Here is a 23,542-nt window from a genome sequence, read left to right on the forward strand (position 1 = left end):
TGTCAGCCGAGAACTTCGTCGAGCAGTTCCATGAGTGCGGCCCAGCTTTGGCGATCAGCACTTTCGTCGTAGCCAATCGCGGCTAGCCCACGCGCATCGCTGCCTGGATCGGTAAAGCCGTGGCGCACCCCGCTATAGCTGTGGAAGTGCCAATCGGCTCCGGCGGCGTCCATTTCTTCCCAGAATGCCATGACTTGCGAGCGTGGCACCATCGGGTCGGCGTCGCCATGGCAGACAAGCAGTCGCGCCTTGACCGCCCCCGGCTCAGCGGGTTTGGCCGTATCGAGCAGGCCATGGAAGCTGGCGGCGAGGACGATGTCCGCGCCGTCTCGCGCCAGTTCAAGCGCGGCTTGCCCGCCCATGCAATAACCAATGACGGCCACTCGAAGCCCCTGGGCTTCGGCAAGTCCGGTCAGGACATCCAGGCCCGCACGCAACCGCTCGCGATACCCCTCAGGGGTGGCGCGCAGCGGTCCGGCCAATTCGCGCGCGTGGTCAAAATCGCGCACTTGCACGCCGTAGAAGTCCGCAACCATCGCCAGACACCCCGCCTGCGCCAGCATGTGCGCACGGCGGATCATCGGCGTGTTGCAGTTGGCAATTGTCGGCATCACCAGAACCGCGGCCCTTGGTTTGCTCTGGGGCCGGACGAGGAAGCCGGTCAGGGCTACCTCGCCGTCTGCGTAATCGACCTGCTCAACCGGCATCTGCGCTCACTCCGGCAGGAAGTCGGGGACTGAAAGGTAGCGTTCGCCCGTATCATAATTGAAGCCGAGCACGCGGCTGCCAGCGGGCAGGCTCGGCAGCTTCTGGGCAATTGCGGCGAGCGTAGCGCCCGACGAAATGCCCACAAGCATCCCTTCCCTGGACGCACACAAGCGCGCCATTTCCTTGGCGTCCGCCGGGTCGACCTGAATCGCGCCGTCGATCGACTGGGTGTGCAGGTTGCCCGGAATGAACCCGGCGCCAATACCCTGAATCGGGTGGGGCGCAGGCTGTCCGCCCGAGATCACTGGCGACAGCGTCGGCTCGACCGCATAGGCCTTCAGTGTCGGCCAGTGGCGCTTCAATTCCTCGGCGCACCCTGTCAGGTGGCCGCCGGTGCCGACGCCGGTGATCAGCACGTCGATCGGATCGTTGGCGAAGTCCTTGAGAATTTCCTGCGCGGTCGTGCGGACATGGACGGCAACATTCGCCGGATTGTCGAATTGCTGCGGCATCCACGCGCCTTCGGTCTGCTCGACCAGCTCCTTCGCGCGCTCGATGGCGCCCTTCATGCCCTTTTCGCGCGGGGTAAGATCGAAGGAAGCGCCATAGGCGAGCATCAGGCGGCGGCGTTCGAGCGACATCGATTCGGGCATCACGAGGACGAGCTTGTAGCCCTTCACGGCGGCGACCATGGCCAGGCCGATCCCGGTGTTGCCTGACGTCGGCTCGATGATCGTGCCGCCCGGCTTGAGGCTGCCGTCGGCTTCGGCGGCCTCGATCATGGCGAGACCGATCCTGTCCTTGATCGAACCGCCCGGATTGGCGCGTTCGCTCTTCACCCATACCTCGTGGTCGGGAAACAGGCGGGACAGGCGAACGTGCGGGGTGTTGCCGATGGTGGCAAGAATGGATTCCGCTTTCATTTCGCTTGGCTCCTTCTGGTGAATTGGGGAAACTCTAGGACGATCTGTATCGCGCTGCAAAGGATCGCGCATTCTTCAGTTCCGGGAACAGCACAAACCAAATCGCGGTCACCGCAATCGCGCCCACACCGCCGAAGACGACTGCACCAACCGCACCCAGCAACGCAGCGGCAAGGCCGGATTGCATTTCGCCCAGTTCGTTCGATGCCGAAATGGCCAGGCCGGAGATTGAGGATACTCGTCCGCGTACGGCGTCCGGGGTGTGAAGCTGGACCAGCGTGTTGCGGATGAATACCGACACCATGTCGCTCGCGCCGATACCGGCCAGCAGCAGCAACGACAGATAGTAGTTGTGCGAAAGGCCGAAGCCGATGGTGAAAGCGCCATAGACGGCCACGCCCAGCAGCATCTTGATCCCGACATTGCTGGCGATGGGCCTGCGCGTGAGGACGATTGCGACGAGCGCTGCGCCGAGGCCGGGCATGGCGCGCATGATGCCGAGGCCGTCCGCGCCAACCGGCTGACCGTTCACGAGCAGGATGTCGCGCGCGAAAACCGGGAGCAGGGCGGTCGCACCTCCCAGCAGGACGGCAAAGAGGTCCAGCGTTACACAGCCCAGCAGAAAGCGGTCATTCCAGACAAACGACAAGCCCTCGCGGATCTGCCGTACAGGATGCGTGTCTCGGCTGCCTGCCGGCGGGGGCAGGCGGCGAATGCCAAATATGCAGAACGCCGCCAGCACCAGCAGCGCCGTCGATGTCCAGTAAGGCAGTGAGGGATGGCCTGCAAACAGCAGCCCGGCAATGGCCGGGCCGCCGACCGAACCAGTCTGCCACGCCATCGAATTGATCGCGACGGCTTTCGGCATCAACTCGGCAGGCACGATGTTGGGCGCTATTGAAGAAAGCGCGGGTCCGATGAAGACTCGGGCGGTGCCGTGCAAGGCTGCCAGACCGAACAGCAGAGGCAGCGTCAACTGTCCAAGCTGCGTGACAATCGCGAGGGTCAGGGCGACGCAGAGGTCGATGCAGAGCGAGAATCCAGCCACGGACCGCCGGTCAAACCGGTCGGCCACGACACCGGCGACTGGCGTCAACAGGAACAGCGGCAGGAACTGTGCTAGCCCGAGCAGGCCTAGTTGAAACGCCGCTTGCGTGATCGACATGCCATAATCGCTGCGGGCCAGATCATAGAGCTGGTAGCCAAGAATGACCACCATGCCCGACGTGGCTACGACCGAGAAGAACCGGGCGATCCAGAAACGCCGGTAGTCCGGAATGGCAAGTGGTGATGCCGGCATGGTCCCGGTCGAAGCTGGTTCATTCACCCGGAGGCAATGCCAGCCGTGTCACCAGTTGCCAAGAAAGCAAAATTTGGGAGGCCCCGGCTTCGAGGCCCACTGCCGGGTCAGTTGCTGCGGGTTTTGAGATTGGGCTGAAGCGCCTTGATCAATTTGGCAAAGTCATCAAGCCGCACGATCCGCTCGAACTGGAATCCGGCGCGGTCGCCATCGGCCCACACCAGAAAAGCCTCGATCCGGCCAATCTGGGGCAGCCTGATAGTCACGCGCTCGCCGCGCCCAAGGCCTTCCACGCCTTCGGCCATGAAGCCCGTTGTCGACACATTGGACAGTTTCAGCAGAATGTCGCCGCGCGCGCGATGTTCGCCAATGACCGGGAGATTGACCGGATGACGAGTCGAGCGACGCATGTCGGTGACTGAAAGCTGTGCTCCGCCGCGCATCGTTCCTCCTGTAGCGTCCGGTGTGGAAGCCACAGCACTAGGTCCGAATTGGCGAATATTTGGTAAAGTTCCGGCAATTGCTTGCCGGAAGTGGCAAGCAATTGCCGTTAAAGAACGCGCAACTTGTTTCAGGCGCGGCGGAGGATGCCGTGCTTCTTCTTGCCGGAAGAAACACGAATTTCGTTTCCTTCCAATGTGATGCGGTAACCCTCATCGGTCACTGCCACCCCATCCACACGGGCACCGCCACCTGCGACCAGCCGTTTGGCCTCACCACGGCTTGCCGCAAATCCAAGTCCGACCAGCGCATCGACAATGCCGATCCCAACTTCCGACACAACGAAAGTCGGGAGATCCTGCCCGAGTCCCCCGCCAGCAAAGGTCGCCGCGGCGGTCGCTTCGGCCGCTTTGGCGGCCTCTTCCCCGCGCACCAACTTTGTCACTTCGTTGGCCAGCACGATCTTGGCGCTGTTGATGTCGCTGCCTTCGAGCGATTCGAGCCGCGCGATTTCATCGAGCGGCAGGTCGGTGAACAGTCGCAGGAACTTGCCGACGTCGCGGTCATCGGTGTTGCGCCAGTATTGCCAGAAGTCCCAGGCGGGCAGGGCATCCTCGTTAAGCCAGACAGCGCCTGCGGCGCTCTTGCCCATCTTCTTGCCATCAGCGGTGGTCAGCAGCGGGGTCGTAAGACCGAACACTTCGCGCCCGTCCTTGCGGCGGGTCAGCTCGATGCCGTTGATGATGTTGCCCCATTGATCCGAGCCGCCCATCTGCAAGCGGACGTCCATCGCCTTGTTGAGATGGCGGAAATCGTAGCCCTGAAGGATCATGTAATTGAATTCGAGGAACGTCATCGGCTGTTCGCGGTCGAGCCGCAACTTGACCGAATCGAACGTCAGCATGCGGTTGACCGTGAAGTGCGTGCCCACTTCCTGAAGCAGTTCGATATAGCCGAGTTTGCCCAGCCAATCGTGGTTGTTGACCATGATCGCATCAGTCGGTCCATCACCGAACTTCAGCAGCTTGGCAAAGACCTGGCGGATCGATGTGATGTTGTCCTCGATCGTCTGGTCGGAAAGCATCTTGCGGCTTTCGTCGCGCCCGGTCGGATCACCGATCCGCGTGGTGCCGCCGCCCATCAGCACAACCGGCTTGTGGCCCGCCTGCTGCAGGCGCCGCAGCATCATGATCTGCACCAGGCTGCCAACATGCAGCGATGGCGCGGTTGCATCGAACCCGATATAGCCCGGCACCACGCCCTCGCTGGCCAGCTTGTCGAGCCCTGCGGCATCGGTAAGCTGGTGGATGTAGCCGCGCTCGTCGAGCAGGCGGAGGAGGGTGGACTGGTACTGGGTCATCGGTGCCTTCTTTCCTGTGGCGGCGCGCCTAGCACGGAGTCTTGCGCTTGGAAACGTATGAGCTTGCCCCTCACCCTGCGAACCCGCCGCTGGCCATCACGTCGGTTCAGGCGCGTATCCTTGGGCTTGATGCGCACTGGTTGACCTTGCGCTGGCGGATCGAGGGGGCGGGCCAACTTGTCGTGCCCCCGTTCGCTGGCAAGGGCAGGGCGGACGGGCTGTGGCAGACGACGTGCTTCGAACTGTTTGTGCAGCCTGATGGCGGCGCAGGTTATGCCGAGTTCAACCTGTCGCCGTCGCAACGCTGGGCAGCCTATGACTTCACCGCGTACCGGGAGGGTATGGCCGAGCGCCAGGTCCCGCGCGATCCGGTGTCCACGCCGCGCAGAGGGCAGTCGGTGCTGATCTTCGATGCCGCCATTCCCGCGTCCGCGCTGCCGCCTTTGCCTTGGGCTTACGGGCTCAGTGCTGTGATCGAGGAGGAGGACGGCCGCAAATCGTACTGGGCCATCGCTCACCCGGAAGGCCGTCCGGATTTCCACAGCGAGACTTGCTTCGCCGCGCGGCTTGCGGCACCGACAGCGCCATGAAATTCGGTATCGACCGGCTGCTGGCCGACCCCGCCCTGCGCAAACCGCTCGAAGGCAAGCGCGTTGCCCTCGTTGCCCATCCTGCTTCGGTGACCGAGGGGCTGGTCCATTCGCTCGACGCGCTGGCGGCTTGCCCCGGCATCACGCTTTCGTCCGCCTTCGGTCCCCAACATGGGTTGAAGGGCGACAAGCAAGACAACATGGTCGAGACGGCGGACGAGCTTGATCCGACCTATGGCATCCCGGTGTTCAGCCTCTATGGCGAGGTCCGCCGCCCGACGGCGCGGATGATGGACAGCGCGGATATGTTCCTGTTCGACCTGCAGGATCTGGGTTGCCGGATATATACCTTCGTCACCACGCTGCTCTATCTCCTTGAAGCCGCCTCTGAGGCCAACAGAAATGGCGGCACCGGCAAGGCGGTGTGGGTGCTCGACCGGCCCAATCCGGCGGGCCGTCCGGTGGAAGGGACCACGCTGCTGCCTGGCTGGGAAAGCTTTGTCGGAGCAGGGCCGATGCCGATGCGGCACGGGATGACGCTGGGCGAGATGGGCCACTGGTTCATCGCGCAGTTCGGGCTGGACGTGGACTACCGCGTGATTGCGATGGAGGGCTGGCAGCCTGAGGCAGGGCCGGGCTTTGGCTGGCCGGAGAATCGCATCTGGATAAACCCTTCGCCCAACGCTGCCAGCCTCAACATGGCGCGCGCCTATGCCGGAACGGTGATGATCGAGGGCGCGACCGTGTCCGAAGGGCGCGGTACCACGCGCCCGCTCGAAGTGCTGTTCGGCGCGCCTGACATCGATGCCAAGGCTGTGCTTGCCGAAATGCGCAGCTTTGCGCCTAAGTGGATGGAAGGCTGCGCGATCCGCGAATGCTGGTTCGAACCGACCTTCCACAAGCACGCCAAGACGCTTTGCAACGGATTGATGATTCACGCCGAGGGCGCGTTTTACGACCATCACGCCTTCCGCCCATGGCGCTTGCAGGCGCTGGCGTTCAAGGCGATCCGCAGGCTCTATCCCGACTACGCCCTGTGGCGCGATTTTCCTTACGAGTACGTGTTCGACAAACTGGCGATCGATGTGATCAACGGTGGGCCTGCTTTACGCGAATGGGTGGATGATGCGGGGAGCGTGGCCGGCGATCTCGATTCGGTGGCCGGACCGGATGAGGCGGCTTGGGTGCAGGAACGCGAGCGATTCCTGCTCTACTGATCTCCGTTCAGGTTGAGCGCGGTTTCCCTGACAAGGTTTACACAGTTTACAGTGTCTAGAGGGCGTTGTCAGAGGCCGGTAAGGCTAAGCCTTTTCGGGTGTGAATGGTGGTTTCCGCAGCGGAGAAACGCTGCACGGCCACGGTTTTAACGCATTCAAGGAGCTGGGCAGGAGGCTATGATTCCGCTTTCGTGTAGGAAAGTGGTTTTTGCATATACGTGACGTGCGTGTCACTTATGGCGGTGTCGGCTCGTTTTGCGATAGCTGACTTTCACCCCCCAACCGCTGTTCGGTCAGGACTTGCCAGCTGGTGATGAACAGCGCGCCAGCCAGCGGGCCGACGACGATGCCGCTGAGGCCGAGGAGCTCGATGCCGCCGAGGGTGGTGACCAGAACGAGCCAATCGGGGATTCCTGCATCGCGGCCGACCAGCATCGGGCGCAGGATATTGTCGGCGAGGCCGATCACGATCACGCCAGACGCGATGACGACCACGCCCTGCCAGAAAGCACCAATGGCGAAGAGGTAGATCGCGACCGGCCCCCAGATGATCGCCGGGCCGATGGCGGGAAGCAGCGCCGCAATGGCCATGAGCATGCCCCAGAGCAGGGCGGCGGGAAGTCCGACGATCCAGAAGGTGATCGCGCCGAGAGCGCCTTGTGCGAGGGCGACCAGCCCGGATCCCTTCAGCGTGGCGCGGACGACGGTGACAAAGCCGGTTGAAATTCGTTCGGCGACCGATTGTTCAAGGGGCAGGGCTCTGACGATTTTCGATCCCAGTTCGTCCCCGTCCCGCACGAGGAAGAAGGTGACATAGAGCCCTACGCCAAACGCCAGCAGGAAAGCAGCGGCGTTGGCGCCGATGGCCAGCGCGCGCTGGGTCAACATGCTGGCGCTTTCGGACAGGGCGGCGGAGACTTTTAGCTGCACGCGCTCGAACGTGCCGAGGCCTGCGTTGCCGAGCAGGTTCTGCAGCCGGTCGGGCAGGGCGTTGTGCACCTGCTGGAAATATTGCGCGAAATTGATCTGGCCACTGCGCATCTGGCCATAGACACCGCTGGCCTGCTCGATCACCAGACTGCCAATGATGAAGGCAGGGATGATGACCGCGAAAGTGATGATCAGCAGGGTCATCGCGGCAGCAAGATTGCGCCGTCCGGGCCAGCGCTCAAGCAGGCGTCGGTACAGCGGCTGGAACAGGACTGCCGCCAGCGCTGCCCAGAGCATGGCGCTGGCAAAGCTCGAAACGACCAGCGCCAGCCCAATGGTCACCAGCGCCAGCAGCAGGATCAGGCCGCCGTTCTCCACCCGCTGTCTATCGATCATTGTCCCTCCCTGAGCAGCCCCGGACCTCCGGAAGCGCTGCCGCACATGTCATCGCTGCGTGAATTCGCACAAATCCCCAGCTCTGTCATTTGATCCCGGAACCACGCGAAATCCGGCGCTCAATGCTTTTTGCGAGTGAGCTCGCGCATCGCGCCGTCGAGGCCTTCGAGGGTCAGCGGATACATCGATCCGCCGAGCAAGTCCTTGAGCATCTTGGTGGATTGCGAATAGGCCCACTGCTTTTCGGGCACGGGATTGAGCCAGACGGTGGCGGGGTAGGTCTGCGCCACGCGGTGCATCCACACGGCGCCTGCTTCCTCGTTGAAGTGTTCGACGCTGCCGCCGGGATGGCTGATTTCATAGGGGCTCATCGCCGCGTCTCCGACGAACACGACCTTGTAGTCATGGCCGAACTTGTGGAGGATGTCCCAGGTATTGGTGCGGTCCGTCCAGCGGCGCTTGTTGTCCTTCCACACGCCTTCGTAGAGGCAATTGTGGAAGTAGAAGAATTCCATGTTCTTGAATTCGGCGGTGGCGGCGCTGAACAGCTCTTCCACCAACCGGACGAACGGGTCCATTGATCCGCCGATGTCGAGAAACAGAAGCAGTTTGACCGCATTGCGCTTTTCCGGGCGCATCTTGATGTCGAGCCAGCCCTGCCGGGCGGTGCCTTCGATCGTGCCGTTCAGATCGAGTTCGTCAGCCGCACCCTCGCGCGCGAAACGGCGCAGACGGCGCAGCGCGATCTTGATGTTGCGGGTGCCGAGTTCCTTGGTGTTGTCTAGGTTCTGGAATTCCCGTTTTTCCCAGACCTTGATCGCGCGTTTGTGCTTGGACTCGCCGCCAATGCGCACGCCTTCGGGATTGTAACCGCCGTTGCCGAACGGGCTGGTGCCGCCGGTTCCGATCCACTTGTTGCCGCCCTGGTGGCGCGCTTCCTGCTCTTCGAGCCGCTTCTTGAGCGTCTCCATGATCTCGTCCCAGCTGCCCAGCGCCTTGATCTTTTCCATTTCCTCTTCGGAAAGGAACTTCTCGGCGATGGCCTTGAGCCAGTCCTCGGGGATATCGACCGGGCGCTGGCCATAGTCGGTGAGGATGCCCTTGAAGACCTTGTTGAACACCTGGTCGAAACGGTCGAGCAGGCCTTCGTCCTTCACGAAGGTGGCGCGAGACAGGTAATAGAACGCCTCGGGCGTCTGCTCGATCACGTCCTTTTCCAGAGCTTCCAGAAGCACGAGATGCTCCTTGAAGCTGGCCGGAATGCCGGCCGCGCGCAGTTCGTCGACGAAATTGAAAAACACCGGTGCCGCTCCTTTGGCTTAAGCGAGGGGTTAAGCTGTGAAAGCGGGTTGGACAAGGCCCGGACCGGCCCAAAAAGCGGTTGAGTGCAATCCCCGGCAGTCTATTCACCACCAAACATGGTTAAGAGGAATTACCCATGAAGCGGCTTGCAGGCGCGGTGGCCTTCATTTCGGCAGTGCTGGTGCTGGGAATCGCGGTCGTGCCGGGCGGTTGGCTGGGCCGTGCCGAGCGTGCGCAGGCGCAAGATGTGGTTACGCAAGTGCCGCTGTTGCAGATTGCAGTGCCCAAGCTGGTGGTGAAAACGCCGCCAACCGTTGACGATGTCGTGCGCTCTGGCGTGCTGATCGTGGTCAGCAAGGCCTCGCAGCGGATGTATGTGTTCAAGGATGGCGCGCTGTGGGATTCCTCGCCCGTGTCCACCGGCAAGCGCGGCCATGGCACACCGGCGGGGGTGTTCCCGATCCTGCAGAAGAAGGCGTTCCACCGCTCGAACATCTACAGCAACGCGCCGATGCCCTATATGCAGCGGCTGACGTGGCGCGGAATTGCGATCCACGCGGGACGGTTGCCGGGCTATCCCGCCTCGCATGGCTGCATCCGGTTGCCATACAGTTTTGCGCGCGCGCTGTTTTCCTTGACGCGGGCCGATGCGACGACGGTTGTGGTGACGAATGAACCGCTGCGCAGCGATCAGGGCGCGCTGACGCTGGCGCTGGATACCCAGGCACCGCCCCCGGTGATTCCGGGAATGCAAGTGCCGCCGCGGGTTACGGTTGCGGCAGCCGCTGCGCCGCCAGTACTGGCTGGACCGGGGCAGACCATCCAGCTTGCCGCCGCGATGTCGCCTGCCGAGGCCGAGGCGCACTGGCTGGACCTTGTCTCTGCCCATCCTGAACTGGGGGCGTTCCGCAAATCTGTGGTCCCGGCTGTCGTCGGCGCGCGGCGGTTTTATCGCCTGCGCGCAAGTGCACCCGGTGCTTATGCCTATTGCGCCTCGCTCAGACGCGCCGGGCAGGACTGCTTCAACGTCACCTGATCACGCAGGCGGCGGCGCAGGCGGCTGCTGTGGCCAGCTTTCGAGAGCCGGGTTGATTTGTGCCCAGTGCGGGGCGTCGGCGGTCCAGATCACGACTTGCGGGACGAGCGTGTGCGGTTGGTCGAGCACGCCAAAGCGCACGGTCTTGAGGTGCGGGCGGGCCGAGCTTTGCGCATAGACTTGCGTGCCGCACGACGGGCAGAAGTGGAAGGTAAGCGTGTTGCCGCTGGCTGCCGTCCATGTGCTGGAGGCGAGGGTGCCTGCGATGGCGACGGATTCGGCCGGGAAGATGGCGTTGTGCGTCGGCCCGCCTGCAGCAATGGTCTGGCACTGGCGGCACCAACACTGGCGCGTGCCGACGGATTCTCCAGTGATTTCAAGGGTTACTGCCGCGCAAGCGCAGCGTCCGGTGTAGGCCATCAATGCAAACTCCGATTGGGTATTGTTAGGTGCACGAACAATTGCCTATGGTGCGTCCACTCGGAGAGGATATCATAATGACGCTCAAGCTCTACAGTTTCGGACCCGCCGCCAACTCGATGAAGCCGCTGCTGACCGTGTTCGAAAAGGGTCTGGCGGTGGAGAAGCACCGGCTCGACCCGTCGAAGTTCGAGCATCATACCGACTGGTTCAAGGCGATCAATCCGCGCGGGCAGGTTCCGGCACTTGTGGACTCCGGGGTGGATGGCGACAAGGTGATCACCGAATCGACCGTGATCTGCGAGTACCTTGAGGACGAATACCCCACCGCAGTCTCGCTGCGTCCGGCAGACAGCTATGGCCGCGCGCAAATGCGGGTGTGGACCAAGTGGGTAGACGAATACTTCTGCTGGTGCGTCTCGACCATCGGCTGGCACCGCTACATCGGCAACATGGTCAAGGGCTACAGCGACGCCGAGTTCGAGGAGAAGGTCGCGGCGATCCCGGTGGTCGAACAGCAGGTCAAATGGCGGCGTGCCCGCGAAGGTTTTCCGCAGGACATGCTCGACGAGGAAATGCGCAAGATCGCCTATTCGGTCCGCCGCCTCGACGACCATCTGGCCGATCACGAATGGCTGGTGCCGGGGCAGTACACGCTGGCCGACATCTGCAACTTCGCCATCGCCAACGGCATGCAGCACGGCTTCTCCGACCTCGTGAACAAGGACGAGACGCCGCACCTGTTGCGCTGGATCGAACAGATCAACGCCCGGCCTGCGGTGAAGGAGATGTTCGCGCAGGTGGAACTGGAGAAGCTCGGGCCGCGCGATTGATGGCGCGCTGTGCGTCCGGGGATCAGTTCCCCGGGCGGCGCGACATGAAGGCGAGGCGTTCGAACAGCATGATGTCCTGTTCGTTCTTGAGCAGGGCGCCGTGGAGCGGGGGGATCGCCTTGGTGGGGTCGCGGTTCTGCAGAACGTCCAAGGGCATGTCCTCGTTGAGCAGGAGCTTGAGCCAGTCGAGCAGTTCGGAGGTTGAAGGCTTCTTCTTGAGGCCGGGGACTTCGCGGACCTCGTAGAAGATCTCCATCGCCTTGTTTATCAGTGTCTTCTGGATGCCGGGGAAGTGGACGTCGATGATCGCCTGCATCGTCTCGCGGTCGGGGAACTTGATGTAGTGGAAGAAGCAGCGGCGCAGGAAGGCGTCGGGCAGTTCCTTCTCGTTGTTCGAGGTGATCACCACGATCGGGCGTTCCTTTGCCTCGACGCGCTCCTGCGTTTCGTAAACGTCGAAACTCATGCGGTCGAGTTCCTGCAGGAGGTCGTTCGGGAACTCGATATCGGCCTTGTCGATCTCGTCGATCAGGAGGACGGGCAGCTTGGGCGCGGTGAAAGCTTCCCACAGCTTGCCCTTCTTGATGTAGTTGCCGATGTCGTGGACGCGCTCGTCGCCGAGCTGGCCATCGCGCAAGCGGGCGACGGCGTCGTACTCGTAGAGGCCCTGTTGCGCCTTGGTGGTGGATTTCACGTTCCATTCGATCAGCGGGGCGCCGACGGCCTTGGCGATTTCGTGGGCCAGCACGGTCTTGCCGGTGCCGGGCTCGCCCTTGACCAGCAGGGGGCGGCGCAGCAGAACGGCGGCGTTGACCGCGACCTTGAGATCATCGGTTGCGACGTAATTGCTGGTGCCTTCGAAGCGCATCGGTATGTCCCGTGTGATTAATCGTGCGGTTAGGCGTTAAGTCGGCAAGATGGCCAGCGCAAGAGGCTGTGCGTTTCTGACGCCTGCGTCATCAATAAAATGCTGTGATGACGCAGGTGTCAGGTTTGCATCGTGTTTCTGACGCCAGTGTCAATCTGGCTGCGGAGTAACAAAGTGTCGCATTCTTGGCCGTGCGCCACCGGCGTAATTGCGGGGCGCGGCGCGGGCGTGTAGGCCCCGCGCGATGTTTTCCCTGCAGCAGGCTCCCGACACTGACGGCTACCGGGCCTCCACGCGTAGTCGCGCCATGTCATTCGTGCTGGCGCTGGTTACGAGCGCGCTGGTTTTCGTGATCATGATCCGCATGGGCGCGTTCACCCAGTTCGGCGAGCCGGGCGGGGGGCGACTTGTGGCGATCGATCTGGGGACCGAGGCGGAGAAGGGCGCGAAGGACAGCGCCCAGCCGGAAAAAGTGGAGCAGAAGTCCGATAGCACGGCCGCGCAGGTGCAAACACCTCCGGTCGCACCGCCGCGCGTGCCCATTCCCGGCAAAGTGCAATGGCCCGAAGGGTTCATCGAGCTATCGTCCAAGGACTACGCCGCCGCCGACATCACCAAGATGAAGCGCGGTTCGGGATCGGGCGACGCTGGCGCGGCAGGCGGGAGCGCTGGCGGGGAGGGCGCAGGCGATGGTCCGGGCGGCGTGCGGCTCTATAATGCGCAGTGGTATCGTGAGCCGACCGACGCCGAAATGGCACCCTACATGCCCCGCAACCGCATGCCCGGCGAATGGGCGATGATTGCCTGCAAGACGATCGAGAAATACCACGTCGAGGACTGCCAGGAACTGGGTGAATCCCCGCCCGGATCGGGCCTGGCCCGCGCGCTGCGGCAGGCCTCATGGCAGTTTCTGGTTCGCCCACCACGCGTGAACGGCAAGAGCCAGGTAGGCGAGTGGGTGCGGATCAGGTTTGATTTCCGGGCGCCGAAGAAGGGGGCGGGCGAGGGTGAAGTCGATCTGTGACGGTACGTCCGGGCGAGACACCCGCATTCCTGTCCGGATAAGCGTCTTACCTTGGTTGTGAACCGGATCAACTCGGCCAGGAAAGCACTTCATCGTAGTTTTGTATGAGCTTGCTGTATTGCACCGGGGTTTTGATCAAGTTTGAGAAGGGAGAGATATCGTCCACCAACGGGTGTCCGATGCTGTCACCAAAATTGCGCAGCGCCTGATCCAGCGGTTTGAATGCGGCTTCCGGGTCAAGCACCAGGTCTTCGTATTGCAACTCTATGAAATTGTCCCGGCCCGCGAACGTCAGCGACAGTCTGTCCCTGTCGTCTTGCAGCTGCTTCCGAAAGCGCTCGTATTCGTCATGTTTGACGACAATCCTGTGATCAGCACGCAAATCCACATAAAAATCCTGAGCGGTTGAACTTGTAAAGTGGGCGGTCTTCGTAATTTCAAGCGATTTCATCGATATGAAAATGTCACGTGCATCTCGAATTAGTGACACAACGATGTCGTCGTTGCCAAGAAGGTAGTTATAAATGCTGTTATTGCTGTTACGCCAGCCGAAATCGATCCAGTCCAATTGGTTGAACATGGCGTCAAAGGTGTAAAACATACCAAGGTATGTCCTGATTTCATTGAAATATCGGCTCAAATGATGCGAAATATCGCATCCAACCAGATCACCCATGGCTTTATCGCGCAGAAATGATCGAAATGACAGGATCGAGGTGTCGTCCGGATTGAAAATTTCGCCCAGTGCGATGGTCCTGTAGCGGTGCCTGATTAGCGATCCGACCCACTTCGAGCCCGACCGTTGCTGGGTGACGACGGCAATCAGGGTCTGTGGTTTTCGACATGCCATACTCATGGCCTGTTGGCATAATGAACGAAAGATAGGTGCTCCAGACCAGTTGAATTCGTTTCGGTCTGATAATGCCGCGACCTCGGTTATGCTCTATCTTCGGTCGAATGAGCAGGCGCTGCCGGTTCAAGCAATGACCGGCCGTTTATTTCGGGAGACGGCTGCAGCATTTGGACGCGCCAATGTACAAAGCCGGTATTGTCAGCCTTTAACCCGGAATAGCGCTTTCAGGGTGTGGGACCCGTTCTGCTCCAAAACCGATGTTGTAACTGACGCGGTAGTAGTTGTCGCCTCCCCCTGATTCATCATTTGCGCAGGCAACAGTCGCGCGTAGGTCAGGCAATATCTGGCCTGACCCCGGTGCACTGGGTCACGCGTCAATCAGCTCAGGATCCAGCTCGCCCGCCCGGTTCTGAATGAACATGAAGCGTTGCGCCGGGTCGCGGCCCATCAGGCGGTCGACCAGTTCCTTTACCGCCGCGCGGCCTTCGTATTCTGGCGGCAGGGTGATGCGGATCAGGCTGCGGGTGGTGGGCGACATGGTGGTTTCGCGCAGCTGCTGCGGGTTCATTTCGCCAAGGCCCTTGAAGCGGCCGACTTCGACTTTCTTGCCCTTGAACTTCGTGGCTTCCAGCTCGGCGCGGTGGGCGTCGTCCTTGGCGTAGGCCGAGGTGCTGCCGTGGGTCAGGCGGTAGAGCGGGGGCTGGGCGAGGTAGAGGTGGCCGCGCCGGACGAGGTCGGGCATTTCCTGGAAGAAGAACGTCATCAGCAGCGTGGCGATGTGAGCGCCGTCAACGTCGGCGTCCGTCATGATGATCACGCGGTCATAGCGCAGCGCGTCGGCGTTGCAGTCCTTGCGCATCCCGCAGCCCAGCGCGAGCGCGAGATCGGCGATTTCCTGATTGGCGCGGATCTTGTCAGCCGTGGCGCTGGCGACGTTGAGGATCTTGCCGCGGATCGGCAGGATCGCCTGGCTCTTGCGGTCACGCGCCTGCTTGGCGCTGCCGCCTGCGCTATCGCCTTCGACGATGAACAGTTCGGTTTCCGCGCCGCCTTCACCCGTGCAATCGGTGAGCTTGCCGGGGAGGCGCAGCTTGCGCGAATTGGTGGCGGTCTTGCGCTTGACCTCGCGCTCGGCCTTGCGGCGGAGCCGGTCATCCATGCGCTCCATCACCGCGCCGAGCAGCGCCTTGCCGCGCTCCATGTTGCCAGTAAGGAAGTGATCGAAGTGATCGCGCACTGCGGCCTCGACCATGCGCGCGGCTTCGGGCGAAGTCAGGCGGTCCTTGGTCTGGCTCTGGAACTGGGGATCGCGGACGAACACCGAAAGCATGATTTCGCTGCCGGTGATCATGTCCTCGGGCGCGATGTCCTTGGCCTTTTTCTGACCGATCAGATCGGCGAAGGCGCGGATGCCCTTGGTCAGCGCGGCGCGCAGTCCCTGTTCGTGGGTGCCGCCATCGGGGGTGGGGATGGTATTGCAATACCAGCTATAGGAGCCGTCGGACCACAGCGGCCAGGCAATGGCCCATTCGACGCGGCCCATCTCCTGCCCTTCCGGGCCAGCCGGGAAGTCCTGACTGCCGGCGAAGGGCACGCTGGTGACGCATTCACGGCCCGATACCTGTTCGGCGAGATGATCGGCCAGACCGCCGGGAAACTGGAACACGGCTTCTGCGGGAACATCCTCGCTGACCAGCGAGGGCGCGCATTTCCAGCGGATTTCGACGCCCGCGAACAGGTAGGCCTTCGAGCGGACCAGCCGGAACAGGCGCGCGGGCTTGAATTTCGCGTCCGCCCCGAAGATTTCGCTGTCGGGGACGAAGGTGACCTGCGTGCCGCGCCGGTTGGGGGCGTTGCCGACTTTCAGCAGCTTGGTGGTGGGTAGCCCGCGCGAGAATTCCTGCGCGTAAAGCTCCTTGTTCCGGGCCACTTCAATGCGGGTGAGCGAGGACAGCGCGTTGACCACTGAAACGCCGACGCCGTGTAGGCCGCCCGAGGTGGCGTAGGCCTTGCCGGAGAACTTGCCGCCCGAATGGAGCGTGGTGAGGATGACTTCGAGCGCAGATTTTCCCGGATACTTGGGGTGCTCATCCACCGGGATGCCGCGTCCGTTGTCCGATATGGTCAGGCGTCCTGCAGCGCCGGGCTCGTCTTCGAGATAGACCTCGATGCGGTTGGCATGCCCTGCGACCGCTTCGTCCATCGCATTATCGAGCACCTCGGCAGCGAGGTGGTGGAGCGCGCGCTCATCCGTGCCGCCGATGTACATGCCGGGGCGGCGGCGGACAGGTTCGAGGCCTTCGAGAACCTCGATTGCGGAACCGTCGTAGCTTTCGGAAGCGCTGGTAGCGGGTAGCTTGTCGAAAAGGTCATCTGACATGCGAACGGGTATAGAACGCCCGTGATTCCGGGCGCAAGCGGGGATGCCGCCTTATCCGGCGAAATCCCCGGTCTTGGCGCGTCAGAACTTCGCCGGAGCAGGCGAAACGGTCGTAAATGTGCCCACCGCCACTTCGCGCACTTCCATTGCGCGTTCGGCCATGCCCGAGGCGGTGAAGCGGAAGACGCCGTCAAGGCCGATGAAGCCTTGCGGATCGTAAAGCTTGGCGGTTGGGAAGGTGGTTCCCGGCTTCCACGTGCGGGCAACGTTGAGCGTGAGCAGCACGCTGTCATAGCCGAGTGTTGCCAGCCGCGAGGGGACGGCGCCGAAGCGGGTGCGGTAGGAGGTTTCGAACTTGCCGAAGCGGGCATCGGAAACTGCGGCGAACCAAGCGCCGCGCATGACGGGGGAATTGGCAATCGCCCCTTCGCCGCTCCACAATTCCGTGCCGAGCAGCTTCGTGCCCTTGCCTGCGGCGGTGGCGGCGGACAGCGCGATGCGGCTGCCATCGGCGATCAGCAGGGCATCGAAGCGGCCCTTGTCCTTGGCGCGGCGGACTGCGCTGGCGATGGAAGTGTTGCCGCGATCATAGGTTTCGACGGCGGTGACCGTCATGCCCATGGCCCGGCCGGATTCGATGACAGCGCTGGTGGCGCGCTGGCCGTAATCGCCGGTGGGGATGATCGCCGCGACGGATTTCAGCCCGCGCGATTTGGCGAAGCCGAGGACGCGGGCGATGGATTGGCCGGGCGCCTGACCCATGACGAAGACATCGCGCGAGGCGACGGCGCTGTCATTCGAATAGGAAATCATCGGTACTTTTGCGGCGCGCGCGACGTTGGAGACGATCGCGACGTCATCGGCCAGCAAGGGTCCGAGGATCAGCTTGTTACCGTCGGAAATGGCCTTCGATGCGGCGGCGCCTGCCCCTGCTGCGGTATCATAGGTGGTGATGCGCAGGTTTGCGGCGTTGGTATCGAGCAGGGCCATGGTCGCCGCGTTGGCGATGGACTGGCCGACTGCGCCGCTGGCACCGCTCATCGGGACCAGAAGCGCGACACGGTGGCGTCCGGCGTCGGTTGGCAGCTGGTTGGCATCGGGGGCGTTTTCGGTCGCTTCGGGCGCGGGGCCTGGCGCGCCTTTGGGGATCACGGCGCAGCCTGCGACAAGGGTCAATGTGCTTATAGCCACACCCTTTACCAGCCAGCGCCGTGAATGGCGCGGTTCGTGCGCGTTGATCATTGCAGGTCCACCCTCTTGTCGCTCATCGCTACCCGGTCCATGGAAAGGCCATGGATACGCCACCACTTGCACCCGGCCTGTATATTGTAGCCACCCCGATTGGCAATCTTGGAGACGTGACCCGTCGCGCGCTGGAAACGCTTGAGCGCTGTTCGGTGATTGCGTGCGAGGATACGCGGGTGACTGGCAAGTTGCTGAATTTGCTTGGCCTGCACAAGGTGATGCGCCGCTATGACGATCATGCGAGCGATGCGGCGCGCGAGGCGCTGCTGTCCGAAATGGCGCAAAATTCCGTGGCGCTGGTGTCCGATGCCGGGACGCCGCTGATCTCGGATCCCGGATACAAGCTGGTGCGCGAAGCCCGGGCGCGCGGTATTGCGGTTACGTCGGTGCCCGGACCGAGCGCTTTGGTGGTGGCGCTTTCCATGGCGGGACTGCCGACCGACCGATTCATGTTTGCGGGATTCCTGCCATCGAAGGACAAGGCGCGCCGGGATGTGCTGACAGAACTGGCGGCGGTGCCCGCCACGCTGGTGTTCTATGAAACCGGGCCGAGGCTGGTGGCGTCGCTGGAGGCGCTGGCGGAGTGTCTGCCGGGGCGTGAGGTTGCGGTGGCGCGCGAATTGACCAAGCTGCACGAGGAATGCCGCAGCGGGAGCGCGCAGGAACTTCTGGCGCATTATTCCGAACATCCGCCCAAGGGCGAGATCGTGTTGCTGGTCGGGCCGCCGCTGGCGCAGGAGGCGCCGGATGACGATGTGATCGAGGCGGAATTGCGAAACGCGCTGGCCGAGATGTCGACATCGCAGGCAGCGGGCAAGGTTGCCAAAGCGCATGGGCTGGACCGCAAGACGCTCTATGCGCTGGCGATGACGCTGAAATCGTGAACCGCGCCGAGGCCGAGAAGCGGGGCCGCAAGGGCGAGACGCTGGCGGCGTGGTATCTGCGGCTTACCGGATGGCGCATTCTGGCGCGGCGGGTGAAGCTGGCGGCGGGCGAAGTGGATCTGATCGCGCGGCGCGGTCGGACGGTGGCCTTCGTCGAGGTCAAATGGCGGCGCGATGGTGGTGCGCTGGCGGGGGCGATCGACGCTTACCGGTTGCGGCGGGTCGCGCGGGCCTCAGAGGCGGTTGCGCCGAAATTCGTGCGTAGCGGTGACACGATGCAGATCGATGTGATCCTGATAGCGCCCGGCCAATGGCCGCGCCGGATTGCCAATGCGTGGCAACCCGGCGCGTGACCTGAATGGCTTAGTGAGCCTTGTGCTCTTCCTTGTGCTCACCTTCGGCGTGGTGATCGTCCTTGTGATCTCCGGCGTGCTCGTCCTTCTTGTGCTCACCATCCTTGGGGGCCTGCGTGGGGTGTGTGTCGGGGTTGGCAACGGCCATGCCTGTCCAGCCCAGAACAGTAGCGGCGGCCGCAGCGGTGACGATCAGTTTGCGCATAGGGGTAGGCTCCTCGTGAGAATCTCGGTTTGACGCCGTCGTGGCGCTCCGGCGAATTTGGTCGCGCAGGGCATAAATCGGCTTTAAGGCGCGGGTGAGATAAACCCCTGAGGCAGAGTGCAAGCATGACTCTTCGCGTCGCGGTCCAGATGGACCCGCTCCATTCGATCAACATCACCGGGGATTCGAGCTTTGCGCTCATGCTGTCAGCGCAGGAGCGCGGGCACGAGGTTTACCATTACGACGTTGGTTCGTTGTCGCTTGATGAGGACGACAGGCTGATCGCGCATGCCGTTCCGGTTACCGTGCAGCGCGTGGCGGGCGATCACTACAAGGCGGGCGAGAAGCGGCGGCTCGATCTGGGGCGCGACATCGATGTGGTGCTGATGCGGCAGGACCCACCTTTCGACATGGGCTACATTACCGCGACGCACCTGCTGGAGCGGATCGAGAGCGAGACGCTGGTGGTGAACAATCCGCGCAGCGTTCGCAATGCGCCGGAAAAGGTGATGGTCCTCGACTATCGCCGGTTCATGCCGCCGACGCTGGTGACGCGCTCTGTCGAGGAAGTGCGCACGTTCCAGAAACGCCACGGTGCCATCGTGATCAAGCCGATCCATGGCAATGGCGGCAAGGCGATCTTCCGCGTTTCTGAAGAGGGCGAAAACCTGGGCGCGCTGTTCGAGGTGTTCAACCAGACCTGGCCCGAACCACATATGGTGCAGGCGTTCCTTCCCGAAGTGGCCAAGGGCGACAAGCGCATCGTGCTGGTCGACGGCGAGATTGCAGGCGCGATCAACCGCCGTCCGGGCGAGGGCGAGTTCCGCTCGAACCTTGCGGTTGGCGGCTATGCCGAGAAGACCGAGCTTACGGCAGACGAGCAGGAAATCTGCGCTGCGCTCGGGCCGGAACTGAAGCGACTGGGGCTGATCTTCGTCGGCATTGACGTAATCGGCGGCAAGTGGCTGACCGAGATCAACGTGACGTCGCCCACCGGGATCGTGGCGATCGACAAGTTCAACGGGACCGATACGCCCGGCATGATCTGGGACGCGATCGAGGGGCGGCTTTAAGTCGATTGTTCTCTGTGTCCGTTCGTGCCCAGCGTATTCGACGCACCGCGCGTAGTGTCTCGACCGCGCTCGACACGAACGGACTTGGTGGATCGAAAGGCACTGGCGGCGCGTTACCCCATCCATGAATGACTGGATCATCCACCTGATCGAAGGCGGGGGCTATTGGGGCATCGCCTTCCTGATGGTCATCGAGAATGTGTTTCCGCCGATCCCGTCGGAACTGATCATGGGGCTGGGCGGGATTGCCGTGGCGCGCGGACGCATGGAGTTCTGGCCGCTGATGCTGGCCGGGACAGTCGGATCCACCATGGGCAATTACTGCTGGTATCTGCTGGGCAGAAGCCTCGGTTATGAGCGGTTGCGGCCGTTTGTGGAGCGCTTCGGGCGGTGGCTGACGGTGGATTGGGACGACATCGAGCGGATCGTCCATTTTTTCCGGCGGCACGGGCAATGGGTGGTGTTTGCGGTTCGCTTTGCGCCATTCATGCGCACGATGATCTCGCTGCCGGCAGGACTGACGCGGATGGGGCATGGCCGGTTTCTGGTGTTCACCTTTGCCGGCGCGGCCATATGGAACGCCATTCTGGCGGGCGCCGGGTATTACCTGGGGCGTAATTTCGGTGATCTGGAGAAATACACCGGGCCGGTTGCCACGGCCACGATTGTGATCGTGGTGGCGGCTTATGTCTGGCGGGTGGTCAGATGGAAGCCGCGTGGGTAATTGCCCCTCCGTCAGCCCTTGAGGGCTGCCACCTCCCCATTTGCGCTGCGCGAAAATGGGGAGGACCTTACGTCAGGCGTCCTTGGCGAGCCAATCTTCGAGCCATTTGATCGTGTAGTCGCCGCTGAGGAAGTCGGGCTGTTCGAGCAGGCGCTGGTGGAGCGGGATCGAGGTCTTGGGGCCTTCGATCACCATTTCCTTGAGCGCGCGCTTCAGCCGCATGATGCAGCCTTCGCGGGTGCGGCCATAGACTATCAGCTTGGCGATCATTGAATCGTAGTATGGCGGGATCTTGTACCCGGCATAGAGCCCGGAATCGACGCGCACGTGCATGCCGCCCGCCGCGTGATAGCTCTTCACCAGTCCCGGTGAGGGGGTGAAGGTGAACGGATCTTCCGCGTTGATGCGGCACTCGATCGCGTGGCCCTTGAACTCGATCTCGTCCTGCTTGACCGAGAGCGGCTTGCCATCGGCAATGCGGATCTGTTCGCGCACGAGGTCGACGCCGGTGATTGCTTCGGTGACGGGATGTTCCACCTGCAGGCGGGTGTTCATCTCGATGAAGTAGAACTCGCCGTTTTCCCACAGGAATTCGATGGTGCCCGCGCCGCGATAGCCCATGTCGGCCATGGCCTTGGCGACGATGCCGCCCATGCGGTCACGCTCTGCCGCCGAGATGACCGGCGAGGGCGCTTCTTCGAGGACCTTCTGGTGGCGGCGCTGGAGCGAGCAGTCGCGCTCACCCAGATGAATCGCTTCGCCGTTGCCGTCACCGAAGATCTGGAATTCGATGTGGCGCGGGTTGCCGAGATATTTCTCGATATAGACGGTGGCATCACCAAACGCGGCCTTCGCCTCGCTGCCAGCCTGCTGGATCAGCGTTTCAAGCTCGTCCGGGCCGTTGCAGACCTTCATCCCGCGACCGCCGCCGCCTGATGCGGCCTTGATGATCACCGGGTAGCCAGCCTTCTCGGCAATTTCCTTGGCTTCGGCCAGATCGGAGACTGCGCCGTCCGACCCCGGAACAAGCGGCAGGCCGAGCGCGCCTGCGGTGCGCTTGGCCTCGATCTTGTCGCCCATGGTGCGGATGTGTTCGGGCTTTGGCCCGATCCACGTGATGCCGTGGGCTTCGACGATCTCGGCGAACTTGGCGTTTTCGGAAAGGAAGCCGTAGCCGGGATGGATCGCGTCGGCATGGGTGATCTCGGCGGCCGAGATGATCGCCGCGACGTTGAGATAGCTGTCCTTGGCCGCAGGCGGACCGATGCAGACCGCGTGATCGGCAAGGCGCACATGCATCGCGTCAGCGTCGGCGGTGGAGTGCACCGCGACCGTCTCGATGCCCATTTCGTGCGCGGCGCGATGGATGCGCAGCGCGATTTCGCCGCGGTTGGCGATCAGCAGGCGCTTGATGGCCATGGGCGGTCCTTACGCGATCACGACAAGTGGCTGGTCGAATTCGACCGGCTGCGCGTTCTCGACCAGAATAGCGGTGACCGTGCCCGATGTGGGCGCGACGATCGGGTTCATCACCTTCATTGCCTCGATGATCAGCAGCGTCTCGCCTTCCTTGACCGTCTTGCCGACGGATATGAAGTTTGGCGAACCCGGTTCAGCCGCGAGGTAGCAGGTGCCGACCATTGGTGACTTCACAGCGTCGGCATGGGCCGGTGCCGGTGCGGGCGCCACTGCTGCAGCGGGCGCTGCCACGGGTGCCGGAGCGGGGGCTGCGAGCGCAACCTGCTGTGCAACCGGCGCTGCGGTGAGTTGACGCGCTACACGGATCTTGCGCTCGCCGTCTTCAACTTCGATTTCGGAGAGCCCGGTTTCTGCAAGCAATTCCGCCAGTTCGCGCACAAGAGCGCTGTCGATTGCCATGTTGTCGGCCTTTTCGCCGCGGTCGTGCCCCATTTATCGTTCCTCGCGGGTGGTGATATCAGGCCACGCGCCATGCCCTCATGCCAGCAGGCTGGCAAGGGGTGGCGGGCCTTGAAGGTGGAAAAACGCCGGTTTCTACAGCCGGGCAGCGGCTTCCAGCGCCACAATATAGCTGTTTGCGCCAAATCCGGCGACCGAGCCCTTCGCCGCCATGCCGACATAGGACTTGTGGCGGAAGGCTTCGCGCGTGTGCGGGTTGGAGAGGTGGACCTCGATCACTGGCACCTTGATCGCCTTGATCGCATCATGGATGGCCACCGACGTATGGGTATAGGCGCCGGCATTGAGCAGCACGGCCTTTGCGCCGCTAGCCTGTGCTTCGTGCAGCCAATCGACCAGATGGCCTTCGTGGTTGGACTGGCGCACATCGACTTCAAGGCCGAGTTCGCGCGCGCGGTCTTCGAGCATCCCGGCGATATCATCGAGCGTCTGTGACCCGTAGATTGCCGGTTCACGCAGGCCCAGCAGATTGAGATTTGGGCCGTTGAGCACGAAGACTGTCGTGCTGGCGGTGGCGGTGTCGGTCATGGCAGATCCCC

Annotated in this window: 25 protein-coding genes; 9 read left to right on the plus strand and 16 right to left on the minus strand. The window is 62.7% G+C overall.

Annotation, left to right across the window (positions count from 1 at the left end):
- Nucleotides 1-2 precede the first annotated feature (2 nt).
- The 5 genes from RM192_RS07765 to tyrS form a co-directional block, all read right to left on the minus strand.
- Nucleotides 3-707: a dienelactone hydrolase family protein gene (locus tag RM192_RS07765; RefSeq protein ID WP_311506966.1), complete on the minus strand. Its 705-nt coding sequence runs from the start codon at nt 705-707 to the stop codon at nt 3-5.
- 6 nt (nt 708-713) lie between these two features.
- The gene (gene cysK, locus RM192_RS07770) at nt 714-1,631 is read right to left on the minus strand and encodes a cysteine synthase A (RefSeq protein ID WP_311506967.1); all 918 of its coding nucleotides are present in this window, start codon (nt 1,629-1,631) and stop codon (nt 714-716) included.
- A 34-nt stretch (nt 1,632-1,665) separates the two neighbouring features.
- Nucleotides 1,666-2,931, minus strand: coding sequence for an MFS transporter (locus tag RM192_RS07775; RefSeq protein ID WP_311506968.1), 1,266 nt, complete (start codon nt 2,929-2,931; stop codon nt 1,666-1,668).
- A gap of 107 nt (nt 2,932-3,038) precedes the next feature.
- Nucleotides 3,039-3,374 (minus strand): PilZ domain-containing protein, encoded by a 336-nt coding sequence (locus RM192_RS07780; protein WP_311506969.1) that lies wholly within the window; start codon nt 3,372-3,374, stop codon nt 3,039-3,041.
- Between the two features lie 128 nt (nt 3,375-3,502).
- Entirely contained in the window at nt 3,503-4,732 is a 1,230-nt protein-coding gene (tyrS, locus tag RM192_RS07785; RefSeq protein WP_311506970.1) for a tyrosine--tRNA ligase, read from the minus strand.
- Nucleotides 4,733-4,779: 47 nt separating this feature from the next.
- Here tyrS and RM192_RS07790 point away from each other — a divergent pair, with 47 nt between their 5' ends.
- Both RM192_RS07790 and RM192_RS07795 read left to right on the plus strand, forming a co-directional pair.
- Complete coding sequence (locus RM192_RS07790; RefSeq protein ID WP_311506971.1) at nt 4,780-5,322, plus strand: DOMON-like domain-containing protein; 543 nt, start codon at nt 4,780-4,782, stop codon at nt 5,320-5,322.
- Nucleotides 5,319-6,539, plus strand: coding sequence for a DUF1343 domain-containing protein (locus RM192_RS07795; RefSeq protein WP_311506972.1), 1,221 nt, complete (start codon nt 5,319-5,321; stop codon nt 6,537-6,539). Before RM192_RS07790 ends, RM192_RS07795 begins: the two co-directional genes overlap by 4 nt.
- A 234-nt stretch (nt 6,540-6,773) precedes the next feature.
- Here RM192_RS07795 and RM192_RS07800 read toward each other — a convergent pair whose 3' ends face one another.
- Together RM192_RS07800 and RM192_RS07805 are read right to left on the minus strand one after the other, a co-directional pair.
- Complete coding sequence (locus RM192_RS07800) at nt 6,774-7,865, minus strand: AI-2E family transporter (protein ID WP_311506973.1); 1,092 nt, start codon at nt 7,863-7,865, stop codon at nt 6,774-6,776.
- 119 nt (nt 7,866-7,984) lie between these two features.
- Nucleotides 7,985-9,166 carry a VWA domain-containing protein gene (locus tag RM192_RS07805; RefSeq protein ID WP_311506974.1) on the minus strand — a complete coding sequence of 394 codons (1,182 nt, stop codon included), beginning with the start codon at nt 9,164-9,166 and terminating at the stop codon, nt 7,985-7,987.
- A gap of 137 nt (nt 9,167-9,303) precedes the next feature.
- On the opposite strand from RM192_RS07805, the gene RM192_RS07810 reads away from it, so the two are divergent.
- Nucleotides 9,304-10,203, plus strand: a complete 900-nt coding sequence (locus RM192_RS07810; protein WP_311506975.1) for a L,D-transpeptidase family protein — start codon at nt 9,304-9,306, stop codon at nt 10,201-10,203.
- On the opposite strand, the gene RM192_RS07815 is transcribed toward RM192_RS07810, so the two are convergent.
- The gene (locus RM192_RS07815; protein ID WP_311506976.1) at nt 10,204-10,623 is read right to left on the minus strand and encodes a GFA family protein; all 420 of its coding nucleotides are present in this window, start codon (nt 10,621-10,623) and stop codon (nt 10,204-10,206) included. It lies immediately after the preceding gene.
- A gap of 77 nt (nt 10,624-10,700) precedes the next feature.
- On the opposite strand from RM192_RS07815, the gene RM192_RS07820 reads away from it, so the two are divergent.
- Nucleotides 10,701-11,456: a glutathione S-transferase family protein gene (locus RM192_RS07820; RefSeq protein WP_311506977.1), complete on the plus strand. Its 756-nt coding sequence runs from the start codon at nt 10,701-10,703 to the stop codon at nt 11,454-11,456.
- A gap of 22 nt (nt 11,457-11,478) precedes the next feature.
- On the opposite strand, the gene RM192_RS07825 is transcribed toward RM192_RS07820, so the two are convergent.
- Entirely contained in the window at nt 11,479-12,324 is an 846-nt protein-coding gene (locus tag RM192_RS07825; RefSeq protein WP_311506978.1) for a MoxR family ATPase, read from the minus strand.
- A 244-nt stretch (nt 12,325-12,568) separates the two neighbouring features.
- Here RM192_RS07825 and RM192_RS07830 point away from each other — a divergent pair, with 244 nt between their 5' ends.
- Nucleotides 12,569-13,348, plus strand: coding sequence for a hypothetical protein (locus RM192_RS07830; protein WP_311506979.1), 780 nt, complete (start codon nt 12,569-12,571; stop codon nt 13,346-13,348).
- Nucleotides 13,349-13,415: 67 nt separating this feature from the next.
- On the opposite strand, the gene RM192_RS07835 is transcribed toward RM192_RS07830, so the two are convergent.
- The 3 genes from RM192_RS07835 to RM192_RS07845 form a co-directional block, all read right to left on the minus strand.
- Nucleotides 13,416-14,204 (minus strand): hypothetical protein, encoded by a 789-nt coding sequence (locus RM192_RS07835; protein ID WP_311506980.1) that lies wholly within the window; start codon nt 14,202-14,204, stop codon nt 13,416-13,418.
- A gap of 364 nt (nt 14,205-14,568) precedes the next feature.
- Complete coding sequence (gene parE / locus RM192_RS07840; RefSeq protein WP_311506981.1) at nt 14,569-16,581, minus strand: DNA topoisomerase IV subunit B; 2,013 nt, start codon at nt 16,579-16,581, stop codon at nt 14,569-14,571.
- Nucleotides 16,582-16,662: 81 nt separating this feature from the next.
- On the minus strand, nt 16,663-17,823 hold the full coding sequence (locus RM192_RS07845; RefSeq protein ID WP_311506982.1) for a penicillin-binding protein activator: 1,161 nt from the start codon (nt 17,821-17,823) through the stop codon (nt 16,663-16,665).
- Nucleotides 17,824-17,873: 50 nt separating this feature from the next.
- On the opposite strand from RM192_RS07845, the gene rsmI reads away from it, so the two are divergent.
- Both rsmI and RM192_RS07855 read left to right on the plus strand, forming a co-directional pair.
- A complete protein-coding gene (rsmI, locus tag RM192_RS07850; RefSeq protein WP_311506983.1) occupies nt 17,874-18,710 on the plus strand; it encodes a 16S rRNA (cytidine(1402)-2'-O)-methyltransferase in 837 nt (278 codons plus the stop codon).
- Nucleotides 18,707-19,063, plus strand: a complete 357-nt coding sequence (locus RM192_RS07855) for a YraN family protein (protein ID WP_311506984.1) — start codon at nt 18,707-18,709, stop codon at nt 19,061-19,063. Before rsmI ends, RM192_RS07855 begins: the two co-directional genes overlap by 4 nt.
- Before the next feature lie 10 nt (nt 19,064-19,073).
- On the opposite strand, the gene RM192_RS07860 is transcribed toward RM192_RS07855, so the two are convergent.
- Nucleotides 19,074-19,268 (minus strand): hypothetical protein, encoded by a 195-nt coding sequence (locus RM192_RS07860; protein ID WP_311506985.1) that lies wholly within the window; start codon nt 19,266-19,268, stop codon nt 19,074-19,076.
- 125 nt (nt 19,269-19,393) lie between these two features.
- Between RM192_RS07860 and gshB the strand changes: the two genes are divergently transcribed.
- Nucleotides 19,394-20,341 (plus strand): glutathione synthase, encoded by a 948-nt coding sequence (gshB, locus tag RM192_RS07865; RefSeq protein ID WP_311506986.1) that lies wholly within the window; start codon nt 19,394-19,396, stop codon nt 20,339-20,341.
- 124 nt (nt 20,342-20,465) lie between these two features.
- The gene (locus tag RM192_RS07870) at nt 20,466-21,065 is read left to right on the plus strand and encodes a DedA family protein (RefSeq protein ID WP_311506987.1); all 600 of its coding nucleotides are present in this window, start codon (nt 20,466-20,468) and stop codon (nt 21,063-21,065) included.
- Nucleotides 21,066-21,137: 72 nt separating this feature from the next.
- Here RM192_RS07870 and accC read toward each other — a convergent pair whose 3' ends face one another.
- From accC to aroQ, 3 genes are all read right to left on the minus strand, one after another.
- On the minus strand, nt 21,138-22,484 hold the full coding sequence (gene accC / locus RM192_RS07875; RefSeq protein ID WP_311506988.1) for an acetyl-CoA carboxylase biotin carboxylase subunit: 1,347 nt from the start codon (nt 22,482-22,484) through the stop codon (nt 21,138-21,140).
- A 9-nt stretch (nt 22,485-22,493) separates the two neighbouring features.
- Nucleotides 22,494-22,976 carry an acetyl-CoA carboxylase biotin carboxyl carrier protein gene (gene accB / locus RM192_RS07880; protein WP_311506989.1) on the minus strand — a complete coding sequence of 161 codons (483 nt, stop codon included), beginning with the start codon at nt 22,974-22,976 and terminating at the stop codon, nt 22,494-22,496.
- 102 nt (nt 22,977-23,078) lie between these two features.
- The gene (gene aroQ / locus RM192_RS07885) at nt 23,079-23,531 is read right to left on the minus strand and encodes a type II 3-dehydroquinate dehydratase (protein WP_311506990.1); all 453 of its coding nucleotides are present in this window, start codon (nt 23,529-23,531) and stop codon (nt 23,079-23,081) included.
- Nucleotides 23,532-23,542: the final 11 nt, after the last annotated feature.

Origin of the sequence: Novosphingobium sp. MMS21-SN21R (assembly GCF_031846015.1) — a bacterium.
GTDB lineage: Bacteria > Pseudomonadota > Alphaproteobacteria > Sphingomonadales > Sphingomonadaceae > Novosphingobium.